Here is a 19656-nt window from a genome sequence, read left to right as displayed (position 1 = left end):
TCAAAGTGGTCCCACGAATTGGGCGGTTCCGTTTGCACCTCGCCGGGCACTGTTGCAGGGTGGCTGTGCCTGCCGAGTCCTGGTGGAGGGTCAGTTCCGCCGGGGGAGGACACGCCAGGCCGTGTCCGACCGTCCTCGAAACGTGGGTCCCCTGAACTGTGTCTGAAACCGACAAGTACGTCCCGAAGCACCGCGCGCCCGGACGCCACAAGGCGGTCACGTCCCGACGCACCCGCGTGGTCCGCACGAGCCTCGCGATGACGTCGCTGGCGGCCGTCGCGACCGGTGCCACCGTCGCGACCGGCGTCGGGTTCACCGACGACGCGACCCGCGACGCCTCCCTGCTGGCGGGCGCGGACCTCGGTGCTGCGGTGGCCGACACCGGCGCCGACGAGCAGGCCGCTGAGATCCTGGCCAACCGCGACGACGTGGTCTCCCGCTCGGACCGCCGTGGCGAGACCGACTCGGTCAAGCAGGCCGCGCTGACCCAGGCCGGGGGAGTGGCGGTGACCCGCGAGGAGAACCTGGCCACCGGAGACCCGCGCGACATCGCCCGCGTCCTGCTCTCGGAGTACGGGTTCGCGGCCTCGGAGTTCAGCTGCCTCGACTCCCTCTACGCCAGCGAGTCCGGGTGGCGCGTCGACGCCGACAACCCCAGCTCCTCGGCGTACGGCATCCCGCAGGCGCTCACGGCGACCCACGACCTGCCGGAGGGGTACATGACCTCCGCGGAGGTGCAGATCCGCTGGGGTTTGGAGTACATCAAGAACCGCTACGGCACCCCGTGCGCGGCGTGGTCGTTCAAGAGTTCCCGCGGCTGGTACTGATCTGTGCGGACGGCCGCCACGGCCGTCCCGGGTGCCGCAGATCAGCACTTTTGCTCCGCCAATCGGGGCATTCGGCGCGTCCCTGCTGGTCCATTACCAGAAATCGGACTACACAGACACCAACGAAACCGTAGGCTTCGCCGACCGCGCACGCGCGCGGGCCTGAGGGGGATCAAGGAACGATGAGCAATCGACCGGGGATTGAGATCATCTCGGAGAGGGTCGGCGGTGGAGCGTCGGCCCGGCCCGTGCGCCGCAAGGCGTCCGAGGAGGTTGCTGCCAAGATCGTGGACCAGGTCGTCGCCGACGGACTGACGGCCGGCACCCGCCTCCCACCCGAGGCCGACATGATCGTCCAGTTCGGGGTGAGCCGCGAGACCCTGCGCGAGGCGCTGCGCCTGCTCGAGGTGCAGGGTTTCCTGAGCATCCGCCGGGGACCCGGAGGTGGGCCGACGCTGGAGGCCGTCAACGCGGGCTTCCTGGCGCGCAGCGCGTCCCTCTACTTCCACCTCGCCGGCGCGTCGTACGCCGAGGTGCTCCAGGCATGGCAGCTGATGGAGCCGCCGCTGGCCGCCCGCGCCGCGGGCAACCCCGACCGAGCCACGGTGCGTGAGCTGATGGGCCCGTACCTGGACCCGGGTGCGAGCCCCGACAGCGACGTGTCGGAGGACGACTCCTTCCACGCCGCGATCGCCCAGCTCTCGGGCAACAAGGTGGTCCAGCTCCTCACCCGCACTGTCGGACACCTGGTCACCGACCAGGTGATGGCCGCACTCCCGGTGCGCGTCCCGTACGCCGAGGCCCGAAGCTGGCACGCCGAGGCCGCCGAGGCGATCGTGCGCGGCCACAAGCGTCGCGCGTACGAGGCCGTGGACGGCCACATCGCGGCCGTCATCGCCTACTACGACACCCACGCGGCCGACCGCATGGGTGACCCGGTGCTCTGGGCCTGAGGTCTGCTCCTCCGTGGAGGGAGCCACGCTCCTCGAATCCATCCCACTCAGGATCTTCGTGGTCGACGGCGGCGAGCCGGGTGGCAAACGCCCACCCGAACACGCTGTCCAACCCCACGATCCGCCACATCGCCCGCACGTTCCCGAAGGTCCAGCTGATGGCCTGGTGACCTCGCGGGCCGGGGTCAGACCTGTCCCCACACGATGGGGCCGTCGAGCACCTCGGGGAACTTCTTCTGCGCGTACGTGACGTACTGGTCGATGTGGTCGTGCATCGCGGCCGCCGCGGCAGCGGGGTCACGCGACTCGATGGTCTCGTAGATCTGACGGTGCGCCTTGTGCACGGCCTCGCGGCGGTGCTCGGGGTAGTCGATGCCGATCGCGGAGCCGTCGAGCATGCCGAGCAGGGCGTCGACGAGGTAGCCGAACATCGCGTTGCCGGAGCCGTGCGCGATGACGTCGTGGAAGCGCTTGTTCTCCTCCAGGAAGATCGTCCGGTTGCCGAGGTTGTCGTACATGGTGTCGACGCTCGCCTTGAGGTCCTTGAGCGTGTCGATGTCCATGCGCTCGGCGGCGAGCTGCGACATCATCGGCTCCAGACCCAGACGGGCCTCGGCGATCGTGCGGAACGGCGCGTTCGCGAACTGCAGCAGCAGAGTGAGCGAGGTGGCCAGGGACGTCGCGTCGGGCTGGACGACGACGGGGCCGCCGCCCGGGCCCGGCTTGAGCATGATCAGGCCCTGCAGCTCGAGGAACCGCAGGGACTCCCTCAGGGTGCCGCGGCCCACGTCGTACTTCTCCAGCATGATCCGCTCGGGTGGGAGGCGGTCGCCGATGACGTTTCCACGGTCGTTGATGTCCGACACGATGCGCTGAGCGACCAGCATGGCCGTCTTCATCGGTCGCGGGTTCCCGGATGTCATTGCGGTGTCTCCTTCGCCGAGTCATCACAACTACTCGACAGTAATGACCAATCATAATCATGTAATACGGGGCCGGCTCGTTCAGCGCGGCGTCGCGATCAGATGACACGTGGCCCGGGATGAGAAGGCCCGACTGGAGGTGGTTCTGACATCTCGGCGTCATCCAGAGGCGTGCCGTAGGCGTACGCCCAGCTTGCGGCCACTCCAAATGGTGGTCACTGGGAGAGGTTGGGAGGTCGCCGGAACCTCTCCGACCGTCCCCAAGTTGGGGCGACCCTCTCCGGCCGACCCCAAGTTGGGTCAGGTGACCCAACTTGGGGTCACTGGCAGGTCCCGCCGGAGAGACGACCCCCACCGGAGGGAGCACAGCCAACCTCAGACGTTGCGCCGGTACTGCCCGCCCACCTCGAAGAACGCGTCGGTGACCTGCTGCAGGGAGCAGACGCGGGCGGCGTCCATCAGGACGGCGAAGACGTTGTCCCCGGCGACCGCGGCGTCCTTGAGGCGGGCCAGCGCCTCCTGGGCCTCGCTGGAGTGCGAGGCCTGCCAGGCGCGTACGCGGGACAGCTGGGACTCCTTCTCCGCCTCGGTCGCCCGGGCCAGCTCGATCTCCATGGGCTCGGCGTCGTCGGCGTGCGGGTTGAGGAAGGTGTTGACGCCGATCAGGGGCAGCGAGCCGTCGTGCTTGCGGTGCTCGTACAGCATCGACTCGTCCTGGATCCGGCCACGCTGGTAGCCGGTCTCCATGGCGCCCAGCACGCCGCCGCGCTCGTTGATCCGGTCGAACTCGGCGAGCACGGCCGCCTCCACCAGGTCGGTGAGCTCGTCGATGATGAACGACCCCTGGTTGGGGTTCTCGTTCATCGCGAGGCCCCACTCGCGGTTGATGATGAGCTGGATCGCCAGCGCGCGGCGCACGGACTCCTCCGTCGGGGTCGTGACGGCCTCGTCGTAGGCGTTGGTGTGAAGGCTGTTGGCGTTGTCGTAGATCGCGATGAGCGCCTGCAGCGTGGTGCGGATGTCGTTGAAGTCCATCTCCTGGGCGTGCAGCGAACGGCCCGAGGTCTGGACGTGGTACTTCAGCTTCTGGCTGCGCTCGGCGGCGCCGTACTTCTCCTTCATCGTGATCGCCCAGATGCGGCGGGCGACCCGGCCGAGCACCGAGTACTCGGGGTCCATGCCGTTGGAGAAGAAGAACGACAGGTTCGGCGCGAAGTCGTCGATGTCCATGCCGCGCGCGAGGTACGCCTCGACGTAGGTGAACCCGTTGGCCAGCGTGAACGCGAGCTGGCTGATGGGGTTCGCCCCGGCCTCGGCGATGTGGTAGCCGGAGATCGACACGGAGTAGAAGTTGCGCACCTTCTGCTCGATGAACCACTCCTGGATGTCGGCCATCATCCGCAGGCTGAACTCGGTGGAGAACAGGCAGGTGTTCTGGCCCTGGTCCTCCTTGAGGATGTCGGCCTGCACGGTGCCGCGGACGTTGGCCAGCGCGAACGCGCGCAGCTCCTCGTGCTCGGCGTCGGACGGCTCGCGGCCCTCGCGCTCACGGAACTTCTCGACCTGCTGGTCGATGACGGTGTTGAGGAAGAACGCCAGGACGGTGGGGGCGGGGCCGTTGATCGTCATCGACACCGAGGTGGACGGCGCCACCAGGTCGAAGCCGTCGTACAGCGCCTTCATGTCCTCCAGCGTCGCGACCGAGACGCCCGAGGTGCCGACCTTGCCGTACACGTCGGGGCGCGGGTCGGGGTCGCGGCCGTACAGGGTCACCGAGTCGAAGGCCGTCGACAATCGGGTCGCCTCGCCCTCGGCGGACAGCATCTTGAAGCGGCGGTTGGTGCGGAACGGGTCGCCCTCGCCGGCGAACATGCGCGCCGGGTCCTCGCCGTCCCGCTTGAACGGGAAGACACCCGCGGTGAACGGGAAGAAGCCGGGCAGGTTCTCCTTGCGCCAGAACGTCACCAGCTCGCCGTGGTCGGTGTACCGGGGCAGGGCGACACGGGGGATCTTGTTGCCGCTCAGCGACTCCTTGGTCAGCTGGGTGACGATCTCGCGGTCTCGCACCTTCACGACCTGCTGGTCGCCGGAGTACGACTCCACGACCGCCGGCCACGCGGCGATCTGGTCGGTCACCTCGTGCGGGACCTGCTTGCGGGCGTCCTCCAGCAGGCCGTCGAGGGCCTCGCTGGTCGAGCCGCTCGAGACCACCTCGCCGCGGACCAGGTCGATGCGCTGCAGGCGACGCGCCGCCTCGGCGTACCGCTCGGTGTCGGCGTGGTAGCCGCGCACGGTCTCGGTGATCTCGGCCAGGTAGCGCACCCGGTCGGTGGGCACGACCTGACGGATCCCCGAGGAGTGGCGCACGTCCACGTGGGGGAGCAGGCCCTCGACGACGGGGAGCCCCTTCTCGGCGAGCAGGTCGCGCAGGTGCTGGTACAGGGCGGTGACGCCGTCGTCGTTGAAGGTGGCGGCGCTGGTGCCGAAGACCGGCATGTCCTCAGGGCGCTTCCCGAACGCCTCGCGGTTGCGCACCATCTGGCGGCCCACGTCGCGCAGGGCGTCCTTGGCGCCGCGGCGCTCGAACTTGTTGATCGCGACGGTGTCGGCGAAGTCGAGCATGTCGATCTTCTCCAGCTGGCTGGCCGCGCCGAACTCGGGTGTCATGACGTACAGCGAGGTGTCGACGAAGGGGACGATGGCGGCGTCGCCCTGGCCGATGCCGGGGGTCTCGACGACGACCAGGTCGAAGCCGGCGGCCTTGGTCACCGCGATCACGTCGGCGAGGCTCTCGGGCACCTCGTGGGCGCCGCGCGTGGCCAGCGAGCGGAAGAAGGTGTGGCCCGGGTCGAGCGCGTTGGCGCGGATCCGGTCACCCAGCAGCGCCCCGCCGCCCCGGCGACGGGTCGGGTCGACGGCGATGACGGCGATCCGCAGCTTGTCACCCTGGTCGACGCGGAAGCGGCGGACCAGCTCGTCGGTGAGCGAGGACTTGCCCGAGCCGCCGGTGCCGGTGATGCCGAGGACCGGGGCGGCGCTCGCGGCGGCGGCGGAGCGTACGGCGGAGAGGAAGGCCTCGTCGAGGCGGCCCGACTCGGCGCCCGTGATGGCGCGGGCCACCGACAGCCGGTCGCCCGCCAGCACCCCGTCGAGGTCTGCGGCGCGGACCGCCCACGGGTCGAAGTCGCAGTCGGCGACCACGGAGTTGATCATCCCGACCAGGCCGAGCCGCTGCCCGTCCTCGGGGGAGAAGATGGTGACGCCGGACTTCCGCAGGCGGGCGATCTCCTCGGGGACGATCACGCCGCCGCCGCCGCCGACGACCTTGACGTGGTCGGCGCCGGCCGCGCGCAGCTGCTCGACGAGATACTCGAAGTACTCGACGTGGCCGCCCTGGTAGGAGGAGACGGCGATGCCCTGGGCGTCCTCCTCCAGTGCGGCCTCGACGACCTCGGAGACGGAGCGGTTGTGGCCGAGGTGGATCACCTCGCAGCCCTGGCTCTGGAAGATCCGCCGCATGATGTTGATCGAGGCGTCGTGACCGTCGAACAGCGCCGACGCGGTGACGAGGCGTACGGGGTTCGTGGGCTGGTGGAGCTCGCTCATGGGGTCCTCGCAGAGATACTTGGATGTCCTAGTAATTCAAATGGTAGGACATCCAAGTATCTACTGTGAAGTAGGACGCCCGTCGCCTCAGCGGCGGGCGACCAGCTCGCCCCGGGTGGGGACGTACGGCCTGGCGTGGACGAGCGGCATGCCGGCCTCCGCCGGCGTACGGTCCGCCTTGGCGTGGTTGCAGGCCTCGCAGGCCGCCACGCAGTTCGTCCACGACCACGCGCCGCCCCGGGAGCGGGGGAGCACGTGGTCGATCGTGTCGGCCAGCGCCCCGCAGTACGCGCAGCGGTGCCGGTCGCGCAGGAAGACCCCGCCGCGGTGCCAGCGCGCCGGCTGGGCGTACCAGGTCCGCCGGACCCGGCGCAGCAGCCGGATCACCCGCGGCCACGGGTACGGACCGAACATCCGTCCCGCGACCGACTCGACCACCACCGCCACCTGCCGGTTGAGCATCCGGACCGCGTGCGCGACGTCGACGCGGTCCAGCGGCACCGAGGAGGCGTCGAGGATCGTGACCGTGCGCAGGGCCGCGCGGTTCGCTGCGATCGTCATGGTGTCCAACTCCTCTCTCCAGTGTTGGCGGTGATGGCCGTGGGCGCTACCCCTTGACGCAGAGCAGCGTGGTGAGCCGCGCCTCGACCTGGACCAGGTCGACCTGCGCGGCGATGACGGACTCGAGGTCCTTGTAGGCGCCGGGGATCTCGTCGAGCACCCCGCCGTCCTTGCGGCACTCCACCCCGGCGGTCTGGGCTGCCAGGTCGTCGAGGGTGAAGGTCTTCTTGGCCTTCGTCCGGCTCATCCGCCGCCCGGCCCCGTGCGAGGCCGAGCAGTACGAGTCGGTGTTGCCCAGGCCCTTGACCACGTACGACCCGGTCCCCATGGAGCCCGGGATGAGGCCGTACTGCCCCTGCTGTGCCGAGATCGCGCCCTTGCGGGTCACCAAGACCTCCACCCCGTCGTAGGTCTCCGGGGAGACGTAGTTGTGGTGGGCCTGGATCTCCTCGGCGAACCGCGCCTGCGGGAACCACCGTGCGAAGACCCCCTTGAGGGCCGTCATCATGGCGCTCCGGTTGAGCAGGGCGTAGTCCTGCGCCCAGTAGAGGTCGTGCAGGTAGTTCTCCATCTCCACGGTGTCGGAGACGAAGACGGCCAGGTCGCGGTCGGGCAGCCCCAGGTTGTGCTCGAGGTTGCGGGCCGCGTACATGTGCCGCTCGGCGATCTCCTTGCCGATGTTGCGCGAGCCGGAGTGCAGCATCAGCCACACGGTGCCGTCCTCGTCGGCGGTCACCTCGATGAAGTGGTTGCCGCCCCCGAGCGAGCCGCACTGCTGGGAGGCCCGCTTCTCGCGCTCGCCGATCTTCTCGGCCCGCAGGCCGGAGAAGCCGTCCATGAGGAGACCGAAGCGCCGCCGCAGCACGAAGTCCTTGCGGATCACCTCGGCCACGCCGGAGTGCGAGGAGAAGCCGACCGGGATCGCCTGCTCGATCGCCCGTCGCATCGCCGACAGGTCGTCGGGCAGCTGCGACTGGGTGACGTCGGTCCGCACCGCCACCATGCCGCACCCGATGTCGACGCCGACGGCGGCCGGCGCGACGGCGTTGCGCATCGCGATCACCGAGCCCACGGTCGCCCCCTTGCCGAGGTGGACGTCGGGCATCACCCGGACGCCGTGGGTCCAGGGCAGCCGGGAGATGTTGCGGAGCTGGTCGAGCGCGGCCGGCTCCACGTCGTACGGCTGCGCCCACATCCGCACGTTGTCCTCGCGGGCGCCGGGCAGGGCGACGGGGAAGTCCGGGTGCTGGTTCGTGGGGGTGGTCATGGGGGTGGTCATGGGGGTGGTCATGGTGTCTCGCCTCCTCGGCGTGAGTCTGGGTGGGAAATGCGAAGGGCCGCTGCCGGCGAGGTGAACTCCTCGCCCGCAGCGGCCCGACGTACGTGGCCCGTGACGGGCTAACGACGGTGCTGGGGGAGGAGCCGGAGCAGGCCGGGGCGCAGCGAGCAGCGCTCGGGGCGCTCGCTGGTGGTGCTCCTGAACTGCTGCACGGGGTGTCCCTTCGTCGGCGGCCGGTGCGGCCGCGCGGTGTCGCCGAGGAAGTTACCGGGGCAGGGGCGCCCGGCCAACCGATTTACGGGGTCGGGTCCGTCAGTCCGACACGTGGTCGCCGCCCGAGGCGCGCAACGCCCCCAGCAGACCGGTGAGGCCGAGCACCTCGTCGGGCTCCAGCCCGGGCTTCTCGAAGACCTCGCTGTTGAGGGCCACCGTGGCCTCCTCGACCACCTCGGCGCCCGCCGGGGTGAGGGTGGCCAGGATGACGCGCCGGTCGGCGGTGCCGCGCTCGCGCTCCACGAAGCCCTGCCTGACCAGGCGGTCCACCGCGCTGGTCACCGAGGTGGGGTGCACCTGCAGCAGCGACCCGAGCCGGGTCATCGGCAGGCTCCGCTCCTTGGTGAACGACAGCAGTCGCAGGATCTCGTACCGGGCGAACGTGAGGTCGCGGGGGCGCAGCACGCCCTCGACGCGCTCCATGAGCAGCTGGTGGGCGCGGACCACCGAGGTCACCATCGCCATCCCGTCGGCGGCGTCGTCCCACCCGTGGCGCACCCACTGGCGGTGCGCCTCGCGGATCGGGTCGCGCTCGGGGCTCATGGTGCTCAGGCTACTGACCGCCTGCCGGGTGCCCGTGCACCCGTGGCCGGGCGTGGACGGCTAGATTCCGCGCATGCCCGTCGATCCCGACATCGAGAACATGCTCGTCCTCATGCGCGCCACCCCGGTGCCCGAGGTGGAGCCCACCGCCGAGCAGGCACGCGCGACGCTGGCGGCCTCCACGGCCTACCTGCACCCGGACTCCCGGCGCCCCGAGGTGGCCGAGGTCGTCGACGTCGACGCCGGCGGCGTGCCGGCCCGCGTCTTCCGGCCGCTGCTGGAGGACTCCTCGGCCCCGGTGCCCACGATCGTGCACCTGCACGGCGGCGGGTTCGTGGTCGGCGACCTGGACTCCTACGACCACACGATCCGGCGGCTGTGCCGCGACACCGGCTCGGTCGTGGTGAGCGTGGCGTACGGGCTGGCCCCCGAACGCCCGTTCCCGGCCGGCGTGGAGGACTCCCTGACGGCCACCGCGTGGGTGCTCGACCACCTCGACGAGCTCGGCGGCTCCGACGTCGTGGGGGTGGCAGGCGACTCCGCCGGCGGCAACCTGGCCGCGGTGGTCGCGCAGGCGTACCGCGACCGGATCACTGCGCAGCTCCTCGTCTACCCGCTGGTCGACCACGGCCGCCGGCGGTACGAATCGCGCCGCGCCAACGGCAGCGGGTACGGCCTGGAGATCTCCCAGATGAGCTGGTACCGCCGCATGTACCTGCCCGACGAGTCGGGGATCGACGCCGACGACCCGCGCCTCTCGCCGATCGCGGGCGACCTCACCGGCCTGCCGGCCGCCGTCGTGGTGACCGCCGAGTTCGACCCGCTGCGCGACGAGGGGGAGGCGTACGCCGCCGCGCTGCAGGCGGCGGGGGTGCGCGTGGACGCGGTGCGCTACGACGGCCTCGTGCACGGCTTCACCGAGATGGGACGCCTGGCCCCGGCCTGCGACGAGGCGTCCGCGGACATGCACGCCCGGTTCGCGGACATGCTGCGTCAGCCCTAATCCTGATCACGGATATCCTTGCCGGGGACCGCCGCACAGATTCAAGGAGAACACGCTCATGAGTGAGCAGAAGATCGTCATCGTCGACGGCGCGCGTACGCCGGTCGGCAGCTTCGGCGGGACGTTGAAGGACGTCCCCGCCCACGAGCTCGGCGCCACCGCGGTGACCGCCGCCCTGAGCCGCGCCGGCGTGAGCGGCGAGCAGGTCCGCGAGGTCGTCATGGGCCAGATCGGCCAGGTCGGCCCCGACGGGTACAACGCCCGCCGCGTCGCGCTCGCCGCCGGTCTGCCCACCAACGTGCCCGCGTACACGGTCAACCGCCTGTGCGGCTCGGGCCTGCAGGCCATCTGGTCGGCCGCGATGGAGATGCGCTGGAACAACCTGGACTTCACCGTCGCCGGCGGCGACGAGTCGATGAGCCGGATGCCGTTCCTCGACTTCGGTGCCCGCAACGGCTACAAGCTCGGCGACCGCGCCCTGGTCGACGGCACCGTCGGCATGCTCACCGACCCGTTCAGCAACAAGCACATGGGCGTCACCGCGGAGAACGTCGCCTCCAAGTACGGCGTGAGCCGTACCGAGCAGGACGAGTTCGCCGTCGAGTCGCAGCGTCGCGCCGCCACCGACGAGGCCAAGGCGGCGTTCGCCGAGGAGATCACCCCCGTCGAGGTGGGCGGCCGCAAGCCGTACACGGTCGAGGTCGACGAGCACCCCAAGCCCGGCACCACGATGGAGACCCTCGGTGGCCTGCGCGCCGCGTTCGTGAAGGACGGCTCCGTCACCGCCGGCAACGCCTCGGGCATCAACGACGGCGCCGGCGCCGTGGTCCTGGCCACCGAGGCCGCCGCCGCCGAGCACGGCCTGACGCCGCTGGTCTCCATCGAGGCCGTCTCCACCGGCGCGATGGAGCCCGAACTCATGGGTTACGCCCCGGTGCTCGCGCTCAAGGACCTCTTCGAGCGCACCGGCCTCACCCCGGCCGACATCGGCACGATCGAGCTCAACGAGGCGTTCGCCTCGCAGGCCGTGGCCGTGGCGCGCGACGCCGGCCTCTCGGCCGACCAGGTCAACCCGTACGGCGGCGCGATCGCGCTGGGCCACCCGGTCGGTGCGACCGGCGCGATCCTGACGGTCCGCGCGGCCAAGACCATGGTTCGCAACGACCTCGAGTACGGCATCGTCACCATGTGCATCGGTGGCGGCCAGGCGCTCGCGGCCCTGCTGAAGCGGGTCTGACGATGGCTGCGGATACCTCCCTCGTCACGTTCTCCGTCGCCGACGGCGTCGGGCACATCACCGTCAACCGTCCCGAGGCGGCCAACGCCTTCGACCTGCCCACGGCCCGTGAGTTCGCGGCCGCCGTGGTGAAGGCCGACGGCGACGACAGCGTCCGCGTGGTGCTGGTCAGCGGCGCCGGCAAGCGGTTCTGCGCGGGCGGCGACGTGGCGTCCTTCGTGGACGCCCCCGAGCCGTCGGACTACCTGCTGGTCCTGGCCACCGAGCTCGACGCGGCGTTCCGCCACCTCGCCTCGCTCGCCAAGCCGGTCGTCTCGGTCGTCCAGGGTGCCGTCGCGGGTGCCGGTCTCGGTCTCATGCTGGCCGCCGACGTGGTGATCTCCGAGCCCGGGACGAAGTTCGTCTTCGCCTACCCGGGCATCGGCGCCACGCCGGACTGCGGGGTCTCGTACCTGCTGCCGCGTGCGGTCGGCCAGCAGCGTGCGCTGCAGTTCGCGCTGCTCGGCAAGCCGCTGTCGGCCGAGCAGGCCCTCGACTGGGGCCTGGTCGCGGAGGTCGACGAGGCCGCCGCCGAGCGTGCTGCGCAGGTCGCTGCCACGTTCGCCGCCGGTCCCGCCCTCGCGCTGGGCCAGGCCCGCCGCCTGATCCGCGGCAGCGCCGACCGTACCCGCGAGGAGATCGGTGCCGACGAGGCGCGCACCATCGCCGCCAGCGTCTCCACCGAGGAGTCCCAGGCGCTGATCAAGGCGTTCCTCAAGCGCTGAGCCCACGCGCGCCCACGCGCGCCCACGCGCGCCCACCCACTCGACCCACCAGCGGACGCTGGTGGGTCGAGTCGTCTCCGGGAGCTGGGCGTACGTCGGGCGCGTCCGCTCAGCGACGCGCTGCGCGTGGAGTTCTGAGGACCAGCTCGGCGGCGGCCCGGGGGACCGAGTGGCCCAGCAGCAGACACGCTGCGGGGGCCAGCTCCTGGGCCGCCCCACCGACCGCGACGAGCAGGTCGGGCCGTACGCCCAGGAGGGCCTCCACCGTCCGTTCCAGCGCCGGAGCGTCGGAGGCCATGGGCACGGCCAGCACGGCCGCTGAGACCGACGAGTCGGAGGCGGCGTGGGCCCACGCGGCCACGGGCACGTCGGCGCCCAGGTAGCGGGTGGACAGGCCGGCACGCCGGGCAGCGGTGGCGAAGCTGAGCAGCCCGAGGTCGTGGCGCGCGCCCGGCGGCAGACCGATCAGCACGCGGGGCCCGGTCGGGTTGTCGCCCGCAGCCTCGTAGGCGGCGGCCAACCGGCGAGTCACGCCGTGGGCGACGAAGTGCTCACCCGCGACGGTGAGCTCGCCGGCCTCCCAGCCCGCGCCCAGGCGGTCGAGCGCGGGCAGCAGCCAAGAGTCGACGACGGTCTCGAACGAGCCTCCGGCGAACCGCTCGTCGAGCAGCCGCGCCAGCTCCTGGGCGTCCAGGGTGGTCGCGGCCCGGGCGAGGGCGCCCAGGTCCGGCTCGGTCGGCCCGCCCCCCGCTGCCGCGCTGGCGCGGGGGACCGGCGCGTCCCGGAGCGCCAGTGCCTCGGCGGCTGCCTCGCGGGCCGACCAACCGTCCATGACCAGCGCCTGCATCCGGGTCAGGTCGCGCACTGCCGCGTCGTCGTACAGGCGGTACCCGGACTCGCTGCGTGCCGGGGCGCCGATGCCGTACCGGCGTTCCCAGGCGCGCAGGGTCGCCTCGGAGACCCCGACGAGCTCGGCCGCGCGCTTGATAGTGAACATGGGACCGCTCAGGCCAGGGCCGCGCAGAGACCTTGCTCGGCCTCGTCACCCAGCGCGCGGAACGCGCCAGCGAGGAACGGGGCGGCCAGCCGCGCCACACCCTTGAGGGTGAACTGCGCCGTGTAGGTCACGTCGGTTCCTCCGGTGCTGGTGGGGGTGAAGGTCATCGTGTCCTCGGCGAGGACGGTCCGGTTCTCGCCGCGCAGGCGGATCAGGCGCTCGGGTTCGAGGTGGGTGACCTCGTAGGTGAGCTCGGTCGGGCGGCCGCGGAACTGCGAGACGTTGGCGTACACGGTGCCGACCCCGCCGTCGCCCGAGACCCGGGTCGTCCGGATCGTACCGGGGTCCCACTCCTCGGTCGTCGTGAAGTCGCTCAGGTAGGCGAAGACCTCCGCCGCGGGGCGCGACGAGGTGACGGTGCGCTCGATCTTCATAACCCTCTCCAAACCTTTGACAAACCTTGAACAAAGACTCTAGCGTCGTCATCGGGGGCCGGCAACACGTGCCGGTCGACCAGGACCCGGGAGAGCCGCATGACTGCACGACACGAACCCACAGCCGCCGTCGTCGGTGGCGGCGTCTCGGGCCTGACCGCCGCCCACGTGCTCTCGGGAGCGCGTCGGGTGACCCTGTTCGAGCAGGACGGACGTCTCGGCGGGCACGCCCACACCCACGACGTGCCGCTGGGTGGACCGGCAGGGGAGCGCGACGTCGCGGTGGACAGCGGCTTCATCGTCCACAACGACCGCACGTACCCCCAGCTGCTCCGCCTCTTCGCCGAGCTGGGGGTGCGGACCCGGGCCACCGAGATGAGCATGAGCATCAGCTGCACCACGTGCGGTCTGACGTACGCCGGCGGCCGTGGTGCCGCCGGATTCCTGGCCCAGCCCCGGCGCGCCCTCGACCCCCGGTACGTGCGCATGCTCGCCGACGTGCCGCGGTTCCACCGGGCGGCCCGCGAGCTGCTGGAGGACGACGACCCGGTCGCGGACGCGATCACCTGGGGCGACTTCCTCACCTCCGGCGGGTGGTCGGCCTACTTCGTGGACCACTTCGCCGTGCCGCTCGTCTCGTGCGTGTGGTCGGCCGGCGTGGAGGACGCGCTGGCCTACCCGGCCCGGCACCTCTTCCGCTTCCTCGACCACCACGGGATGCTCACCGTGAAGGGGTCGCCGACCTGGCGTACGGTCGAGGGCGGGTCGCGCACGTACGTGGAGAAGCTGGCCGCCGCGCTGCCCGACGTCCGTACCTCGGCGCCGGTCGTCGCCGTGACGCGGCACCACGACGGGGTCGAGGTCCGCACGGCCGACGGGCACGTCGAGGAGTTCGACCAGGTCGTGGTCGCCACCCATGCCGACCAGGCGCTCGGACTCCTCGCCGACGCGTCGGTGGAGGAGAAGGAGCTGCTCGGGGCGATCGGCTACTCGGTCAACCGCACCCAGCTGCACCGCGACTCCTCGCTGCTGCCGCCGACCCGTGCCCGCGCCTCGTGGAACCACCGCACCACCTGCGGCCCGGGCGCGCGGCCCGACGGCGTCACCGTGTCGTACTGGATGAACCGGCTGCAGGGGTTCGAGGGCGAGGACCTCGTGGTCACCCTCAACGGCGGCGACCTGGTGGCGCCTGGGTCGGTGGTCGCGGAGATGGTCTACGAGCACCCCGTCTTCACCCCGCAGGCGGTCGCGGCCGCCGAGCGGCTCCGTGCGGCCGGGGGCGAGCGCCTCGCCTTCGCCGGAGCCCACCTCGGGTGGGGGTTCCACGAGGACGGCTGCCGCTCCGGTGTCGAGGCCGCCGCCTCCCTGGGGGTGGCCTGGTGAGCACGCTGCACCTGACCGGGCCGACCGCCGCCAGCCGGGCGGCCCTGGTGCCGCCGACCGTCCCCGCCCTGGTGGTGGGCCAGGTCAGCCACCTGCGCAGGACTCCGCGCCGCTACGCCTTCACCCACGACCACTACCAGTGGCTGGTCGACCTCGACGACCTCCCGCGCCTGCCCCGCGGACTGCGGGTCCTGGCCCGCTTCGACGCCGCGGACCACCTCGACGGGGGCCGGCTCGGCGGTGGCATCCGGGGTGACCTGGAGCGCTGGCTCGCCGGCCGGTCGGTGGAGGTCGCCACCGAGGACCGGGTCCTGATGCTCGCCCACGCCCGCTCCTTGGGGTACGCGTTCGACCCGCTCACCGTCTTCTGGGTGCTGCGCCCCGACGGCACGCCGCGGGCGGTGGTGCTCGAGGTCCACAACACCTACGGCGAGCGGCACGCGTACCTCCTGGAACCTGACGCCGAGGGGAACGCGGAGGTCGAGAAGGCCTTCTACGTCTCCCCGTTCAACGACGTGTCCGGCACCTACCGGGTGCGGCTCGCGCTCGGTCCCGACCGGGTGGGCGTCACGGTGCGCCTGGTGCGCGAGGGGCAGGAGGTCTTCACCGCCTCCGCCCGGGGCCGTGCGGTCCCCGCCACCTCCCGCACCCTGCTCCGCACGTGGGCCCGACACCTCGGCATGACCCACCGGGTCAGCGCCCTCATCCGTTTCCACGGCATCCGGCTGTGGCTCTCCCGACTCCCCGTCCAACCCCGACCGCCGCACTCCCAGGAGGCCGTCCGATGAGCACCACCCTCGTTCCCCAGCAGCACACCCTCCCGGGCGCGCGGCCCGAGGTCGCGGCGCCGTCCCGTCGCGGGCTGCGGGCCCGTGCCGCCCGCGCCGTGATGCGCCAGGTGGCCGGTCGCGTGCCGGTCGAGCTGCGCCTGCCCGACGGCTCCACCCTCGGCAACGCCGTACGACCCCTGCGCGGCGTGGTCCAGATCGTGCGGCCGGAGGCGATGTACGCCCGTCTGGCGGACAACCCGAAGATCGGGATCGGTGAGGGCTACACGGCCGGGGACTGGCGCGCCGGGGACGGGTACGACCTCGCGGAGGTCCTGCTGCCCTTCGCCGAGCGCCTCTCCCACGTCGTCCCGCGGCCGCTGGCCCGGCTGCGCCGTCTCGTCGACCAGCCGCTGCCCGACGCCGAGCGCAACACGCTCAGCGGGTCGCGCCGCAACATCGAGGCCCACTACGACCTGAGCAACGACCTGTTCGCCACCTTCCTCGACCCCACGCTCTCCTACAGCTCGGCGCTGTTCGACCCCGCCGAGCCCTTCGCTGCCCAGGGGTTCGAGGAGGCGCAGCTGCGCAAGGTGCACGCGGTGCTCGACCTGGCCGAGGTGCGCGCGGGGAGCACGGTGCTGGAGATCGGCACCGGCTGGGGGACCCTGGCGATCGAGGCGGCACGCCGCGGGGCGCAGGTGACCACGCTGACCCTCTCCACCGAGCAGGCCGAGCTCGCCCGCGAGCGGGTGCGCGACGCCGGCCTGGAGGACCGGGTCGAGGTACGGCTGGAGGACTACCGCGAGGCCACCGGCCGGTACGACGCCGTGGTCAGCGTCGAGATGGTCGAGGCCGTCGGCGAGGAGTACTGGCCCACGTACTTCTCCGCCCTGGACCGGCTGCTGGCGCCCGGGGGAGTGGTGGCGGTGCAGGCGATCCTGATGTCCCACGACCGCTACCTGGCCACGCGCCGGTCGTACGGCTGGATCCAGAAGCACATCTTCCCCGGGGGACTCATCCCCTCGGTCCGGGCGATCGAGGAGACGACCGAGCGCCACACCGCCCTGCGGGTGGACCGCGTGCACGCCTTCGGCCAGCACTACGCCGAGACGCTGCGCCGCTGGCGCGCAGCGTTCGTCGCGGCCGCGGAGCAGGTCGACGTCCTCGGCTTCGACGAGTCGTTCCGCCGCACGTGGGAGTTCTACCTGGCCTACTGCGAGGCGGGGTTCACCTCCGGCTACCTCGACGTGGCGCAGATCCGCCTGACCCGCCCCGAGGAGGGTGTCGCGTGAGCGGCCTGTCGCCACTGCACGGCCGCCGCTGCTGGGTGGTCGGGGCCAGCAGCGGCATCGGCGCCGCACTGGCCGACGAGCTCCGGGCCCGCGGGGCGCGGGTGGCGGTCAGCGCCCGCCGCCGCGAGGCGCTGGAGGAGGTGGCCGGCACCCGCATGCTGGCGGTCCCGGTGGACGCCGCCGACCGGGCCTCGGTCGCCGAGGCTGCGACCGCGGTGGCCGACGGTCTGGGCGGGATCGACATGGTCGTGTGGTGCGCGGGCCACTGGGAGCAGTTCGACGCCGCCACCTGGGACGCCGACGTCTTCGAGCAGCACGTACGGGTCAACCTGCTGGGACTCAACAACCTGCTCGCTGCCGTGGTGCCGCCGATGGTCGCCCGCGGCGCCGGCCACGTCGTCGGGGTGGCGTCGGTGGCGGGCTACCGCGGGCTGCCCGGATCGGAGGCGTACGGGGCGACGAAGGCCGCCCAGATCAACCTCCTGGAGGCCCTGCGCGGGGCGCTGCAGCGGCGCGGCGTCCGGGTCACGACGGTCTGCCCCGGGTTCGTGCGGACGCCGATGACGGCGCGGAACACGTTCCCGATGCCGTTCATGGTGGAGGCCGACGAGGCGGCGCGGGCGATCGCCGACGGGCTGGAGGCCGAGCGCGCCACGATCGTCTTCCCCTGGCCGATGGCCGTGCTCATGGGGGCCGCCCGCCTGCTCCCGGCGCGGCTGTGGACGCTCCTCACGCGGAGCCGGGCACCGCGCCGCTCGGGGGCGTCCGACGGTCCATCACGGCGCTCGCCAGCGCGGTGAGGACCCAGAGCCCGACGATGACCGTGAGGGCTCCGGTGAAGCCGCGCTCGCCGAGCCCTCCGAAGACGTGCATCAGGGTGATCGCGGCCGCGCTGCCGACGGTGAACCCGCTGTGGCGCAGCAGCATGTTGAGCGCCATCGCGCTGCCGGTCTCGCCCGGGGGCAGGTACGGCACCATGATCACCGCCATCGAGGAGAAGGTGAACCCGCTGCCGATGCCTCCGACGCCCATCGCCACCAGCACGGCGGTGAGGCTGTCGTGGCTCAGCGCCATGAGCGCGCACGCGCCGCCGAACACGAGGCACCCGACGAGCAGCTGGTACCGGACGCCGAGCTGGCGGCGGTACGCCTGGGACAGCCGGGTCCCGATCACGGCGCACAGCGAGTAGGGGACCAGCACCCAGCCGGCCACTGCCACGGACCGGCCCAGCCCCCAGTCGGCCTGCACGACCACGACGGCGAGGGTCAGCAGGCTGTACATCCCCACGCCTGCCGCGAAGGCGACGAGGTTGGCGTTGGCCAGCCCTGGCCGGACGGCCAGGCGCAGGTCCACCAGCGGGTGGGGGACCCGCAGGGTACGGACCACGAAAGCGGCCAGCAGCGCCGCGCCCAGGCCGGCGGTGACCAGGGTCGCGACCGACGTCCACCCCCACGTCTCGCCGCGCGAGAGGGCGAGCAGCACGCCACCCAGGCCGACGCCGATCAGGCCGGCACCGAGCACGTCCGTACGCTGCGGGTCGTCACCCTGGGCCCCGGGCACCGCCACCACGGTGATCGCGAGGGTGATCGCCATCAGCACCGCGCCGGCGAGGTACGCCCCGCGGATGCCGAGGTGCTCGGCCATGAACGACGTGAACGGGTAGCCCAGCCCGGCTCCTGCCACGGTGGTCAGCGAGAGCACCGCGAGCGCCCCGGGTGCCTGGCTGGCTGGCAGGTGCTCGCGGGCGATGGCCAGCGCCAGCGGCGTGACCGAGAGGCCGAGCCCCTGCAGGGAGCGCCCGGCCACCAGCAGCCAGAACGACGGCGAGAACGCGGCGACGACGGTGCCGAGCAGAACGAGTGCCAGCGCCGTGAGGACCACCGGCCGTCGTCGCCGCCCGCTGCCCAGGCGCCCCAGCAGCGGCGTGGCCACCACCGAGGTCAGCAGCGATGCGGTCAGCGACCACTGCGCGTCGGTGAGGCTGACCTCGAAGTGCGTGGCGAGCAGGGGCACCAGGGGAGCGCCGAGGCTGCTCACGACGGAGGTGGCGGTGGTGATGACGACCAGAGCGGTCAGGAGCAGCCGGGGCTGCGGGGAGGGGGTCACGTGGTGCGGAATCCTTCGAGGGCGGTGCGCACGGCGTCGGCGACGGAGGCGAGGTTGCTGTCCGTTCGTACCACCACCACGGCCGCCGGTTCGTCCTGCTTCCGCTCTCCGGTCTGGTCCTCGAAGAGCTGGGTGAGGTAACCCATCGCCGTGTCGAACTCCTTCTGCGCCACCGCGTCGCCGATCTCGGCGCGCAACCAGCGGCGCAGCACGTGGTTGTGCGCGGTCACGACCGCGTTGGCCATCAGCTCGGCCCGCAGGGCGCTGGCGGCGGTGCCGCCCATCCACTCGTGCAGGAAGCCGCGGAAGGTGCGCTGGTAGCGCTGCTGGCCCGCGATCTCGCGGGCGCGCAGGGCGGGGACGCTGCGGGTCAGGCCGTACCGGGTGCGGGCGCGGGCGCCCTCGTGCAGGTAGTGCAGCAGGACGAGCCGCGCGGCCTCCGTGACGGCCAGCAGCGCGGTCGTGTCGGTGGCGGTCGCCAGCCGGTCCTCGATGGCCCCGACCACGGCGGCGTGGTCGGGGAAGATCACGTCCTCCTTGGAGCGGAAGGCGCGGAAGAACGTCGTACGCCCGACGCCGGCGCGCTCGGCCACGTCGTCCACCGTGGTCGCCTCGTACCCGCGCTCCTCGAAGAGGGCGAAGGCGGCCTCGATGAGGCGGTCGCGGGTGCTGCTCACGTGGGGCGTCCCTTCCTGGGGTGGGGAT

General features: G+C 72.0%; 18 protein-coding genes. 9 read left to right on the top strand and 9 right to left on the bottom strand.

Annotated features, from left to right (window positions below; genetic code table 11):
- Window positions 1-158: 158 nt before the first annotated feature.
- Together ACI379_RS02170 and ACI379_RS02165 are read left to right on the top strand one after the other, a co-directional pair.
- Window positions 159-827, top strand: coding sequence for a lytic transglycosylase domain-containing protein (locus ACI379_RS02170; RefSeq protein ID WP_439790416.1), 669 nt, complete (start codon window positions 159-161; stop codon window positions 825-827).
- A 182-nt stretch (window positions 828-1009) separates the two neighbouring features.
- Complete coding sequence (locus ACI379_RS02165; RefSeq protein ID WP_439790415.1) at window positions 1010-1780, top strand: FadR/GntR family transcriptional regulator; 771 nt, start codon at window positions 1010-1012, stop codon at window positions 1778-1780.
- Between the two features lie 185 nt (window positions 1781-1965).
- Here the strand turns inward: ACI379_RS02165 and ACI379_RS02160 are convergent, their stop codons facing one another.
- The 5 genes from ACI379_RS02160 to ACI379_RS02140 form a co-directional block, all read right to left on the bottom strand.
- The gene (locus ACI379_RS02160) at window positions 1966-2703 is read right to left on the bottom strand and encodes a FadR/GntR family transcriptional regulator (RefSeq protein WP_439790414.1); all 738 of its coding nucleotides are present in this window, start codon (window positions 2701-2703) and stop codon (window positions 1966-1968) included.
- A gap of 375 nt (window positions 2704-3078) precedes the next feature.
- The gene (icmF, locus tag ACI379_RS02155; RefSeq protein ID WP_439790413.1) at window positions 3079-6309 is read right to left on the bottom strand and encodes a fused isobutyryl-CoA mutase/GTPase IcmF; all 3231 of its coding nucleotides are present in this window, start codon (window positions 6307-6309) and stop codon (window positions 3079-3081) included.
- A gap of 87 nt (window positions 6310-6396) precedes the next feature.
- On the bottom strand, window positions 6397-6870 hold the full coding sequence (locus tag ACI379_RS02150) for an HNH endonuclease (RefSeq protein WP_439790412.1): 474 nt from the start codon (window positions 6868-6870) through the stop codon (window positions 6397-6399).
- A gap of 46 nt (window positions 6871-6916) precedes the next feature.
- Window positions 6917-8161, bottom strand: coding sequence for an RtcB family protein (locus ACI379_RS02145; protein ID WP_439790411.1), 1245 nt, complete (start codon window positions 8159-8161; stop codon window positions 6917-6919).
- Between the two features lie 300 nt (window positions 8162-8461).
- Window positions 8462-8965: a MarR family transcriptional regulator gene (locus ACI379_RS02140; protein ID WP_439790410.1), complete on the bottom strand. Its 504-nt coding sequence runs from the start codon at window positions 8963-8965 to the stop codon at window positions 8462-8464.
- Window positions 8966-9038: 73 nt separating this feature from the next.
- Between ACI379_RS02140 and ACI379_RS02135 the strand changes: the two genes are divergently transcribed.
- The 3 genes from ACI379_RS02135 to ACI379_RS02125 are packed head-to-tail and all read left to right on the top strand — an operon-like array spanning window position 9039 to window position 11969.
- Window positions 9039-9968 carry an alpha/beta hydrolase gene (locus ACI379_RS02135; RefSeq protein WP_439790409.1) on the top strand — a complete coding sequence of 310 codons (930 nt, stop codon included), beginning with the start codon at window positions 9039-9041 and terminating at the stop codon, window positions 9966-9968.
- A 58-nt stretch (window positions 9969-10026) separates the two neighbouring features.
- Window positions 10027-11205, top strand: coding sequence for a thiolase family protein (locus ACI379_RS02130; protein WP_439790408.1), 1179 nt, complete (start codon window positions 10027-10029; stop codon window positions 11203-11205).
- 2 nt (window positions 11206-11207) lie between these two features.
- Window positions 11208-11969 carry an enoyl-CoA hydratase/isomerase family protein gene (locus ACI379_RS02125; RefSeq protein ID WP_439790407.1) on the top strand — a complete coding sequence of 254 codons (762 nt, stop codon included), beginning with the start codon at window positions 11208-11210 and terminating at the stop codon, window positions 11967-11969.
- Window positions 11970-12078: 109 nt separating this feature from the next.
- Here the strand turns inward: ACI379_RS02125 and ACI379_RS02120 are convergent, their stop codons facing one another.
- Together ACI379_RS02120 and ACI379_RS02115 are read right to left on the bottom strand one after the other, a co-directional pair.
- A complete protein-coding gene (locus ACI379_RS02120; protein ID WP_439790406.1) occupies window positions 12079-12966 on the bottom strand; it encodes a MerR family transcriptional regulator in 888 nt (295 codons plus the stop codon).
- An 8-nt stretch (window positions 12967-12974) separates the two neighbouring features.
- Window positions 12975-13400: an SRPBCC family protein gene (locus tag ACI379_RS02115; protein WP_439790405.1), complete on the bottom strand. Its 426-nt coding sequence runs from the start codon at window positions 13398-13400 to the stop codon at window positions 12975-12977.
- Between the two features lie 99 nt (window positions 13401-13499).
- On the opposite strand from ACI379_RS02115, the gene ACI379_RS02110 reads away from it, so the two are divergent.
- From ACI379_RS02110 to ACI379_RS02095, 4 genes are read left to right on the top strand one after another with little or no spacing between them, the layout of a single operon-like run.
- A complete protein-coding gene (locus ACI379_RS02110; RefSeq protein WP_439790404.1) occupies window positions 13500-14783 on the top strand; it encodes an NAD(P)/FAD-dependent oxidoreductase in 1284 nt (427 codons plus the stop codon).
- On the top strand, window positions 14780-15571 hold the full coding sequence (locus ACI379_RS02105) for a DUF1365 domain-containing protein (protein WP_439790403.1): 792 nt from the start codon (window positions 14780-14782) through the stop codon (window positions 15569-15571). Before ACI379_RS02110 ends, ACI379_RS02105 begins: the two co-directional genes overlap by 4 nt.
- Window positions 15568-16845, top strand: a complete 1278-nt coding sequence (locus ACI379_RS02100; protein WP_439790402.1) for a class I SAM-dependent methyltransferase — start codon at window positions 15568-15570, stop codon at window positions 16843-16845. The genes ACI379_RS02105 and ACI379_RS02100 overlap by 4 nt, the downstream gene beginning before the upstream one ends.
- Entirely contained in the window at window positions 16842-17645 is an 804-nt protein-coding gene (locus ACI379_RS02095) for an SDR family NAD(P)-dependent oxidoreductase (protein ID WP_439790401.1), read from the top strand. Before ACI379_RS02100 ends, ACI379_RS02095 begins: the two co-directional genes overlap by 4 nt.
- On the opposite strand, the gene ACI379_RS02090 is transcribed toward ACI379_RS02095, so the two are convergent.
- Together ACI379_RS02090 and ACI379_RS02085 are read right to left on the bottom strand one after the other, a co-directional pair.
- Complete coding sequence (locus tag ACI379_RS02090; protein WP_439790400.1) at window positions 17575-18951, bottom strand: MFS transporter; 1377 nt, start codon at window positions 18949-18951, stop codon at window positions 17575-17577. The two genes, ACI379_RS02095 and ACI379_RS02090, sit on opposite strands and share 71 nt — an antisense overlap.
- Entirely contained in the window at window positions 18948-19628 is a 681-nt protein-coding gene (locus ACI379_RS02085) for a TetR/AcrR family transcriptional regulator (RefSeq protein WP_439790399.1), read from the bottom strand. The genes ACI379_RS02090 and ACI379_RS02085 overlap by 4 nt, the downstream gene beginning before the upstream one ends.
- Between the last annotated feature and the right edge of the window lie 28 nt (window positions 19629-19656).

This window comes from Nocardioides sp. (assembly GCF_051876515.1).
Taxonomy (GTDB): Bacteria; Actinomycetota; Actinomycetes; order Propionibacteriales; family Nocardioidaceae; genus Nocardioides.
Note: the sequence above shows the minus strand (reverse complement) of the source record. Positions and strands in the feature narration are given on the sequence as shown.

Excerpts from the sequence above, each read along its gene's own strand:
- ACI379_RS02125 (WP_439790407.1), top strand. The coding sequence starts at position 11,208 with ATGGCTGCGGATACCTCCCTCGTCACGTTCTCCGTCGCCGACGGCGTC.
- ACI379_RS02160 (WP_439790414.1), bottom strand. The coding sequence starts at position 2,703 with ATGACATCCGGGAACCCGCGACCGATGAAGACGGCCATGCTGGTCGCT.
- ACI379_RS02110 (WP_439790404.1), top strand. The coding sequence starts at position 13,500 with ATGACTGCACGACACGAACCCACAGCCGCCGTCGTCGGTGGCGGCGTC.
- ACI379_RS02120 (WP_439790406.1), bottom strand. The coding sequence starts at position 12,966 with ATGTTCACTATCAAGCGCGCGGCCGAGCTCGTCGGGGTCTCCGAGGCG.
- ACI379_RS02140 (WP_439790410.1), bottom strand. The coding sequence starts at position 8,965 with ATGAGCCCCGAGCGCGACCCGATCCGCGAGGCGCACCGCCAGTGGGTG.
- ACI379_RS02150 (WP_439790412.1), bottom strand. The coding sequence starts at position 6,870 with ATGACGATCGCAGCGAACCGCGCGGCCCTGCGCACGGTCACGATCCTC.
- ACI379_RS02100 (WP_439790402.1), top strand. The coding sequence starts at position 15,568 with ATGAGCACCACCCTCGTTCCCCAGCAGCACACCCTCCCGGGCGCGCGG.
- ACI379_RS02135 (WP_439790409.1), top strand. The coding sequence starts at position 9,039 with ATGCCCGTCGATCCCGACATCGAGAACATGCTCGTCCTCATGCGCGCC.
- ACI379_RS02130 (WP_439790408.1), top strand. The coding sequence starts at position 10,027 with ATGAGTGAGCAGAAGATCGTCATCGTCGACGGCGCGCGTACGCCGGTC.
- ACI379_RS02115 (WP_439790405.1), bottom strand. The coding sequence starts at position 13,400 with ATGAAGATCGAGCGCACCGTCACCTCGTCGCGCCCCGCGGCGGAGGTC.
- ACI379_RS02145 (WP_439790411.1), bottom strand. The coding sequence starts at position 8,161 with ATGACCACCCCCATGACCACCCCCATGACCACCCCCACGAACCAGCAC.
- icmF (WP_439790413.1), bottom strand. The coding sequence starts at position 6,309 with ATGAGCGAGCTCCACCAGCCCACGAACCCCGTACGCCTCGTCACCGCG.
- ACI379_RS02165 (WP_439790415.1), top strand. The coding sequence starts at position 1,010 with ATGAGCAATCGACCGGGGATTGAGATCATCTCGGAGAGGGTCGGCGGT.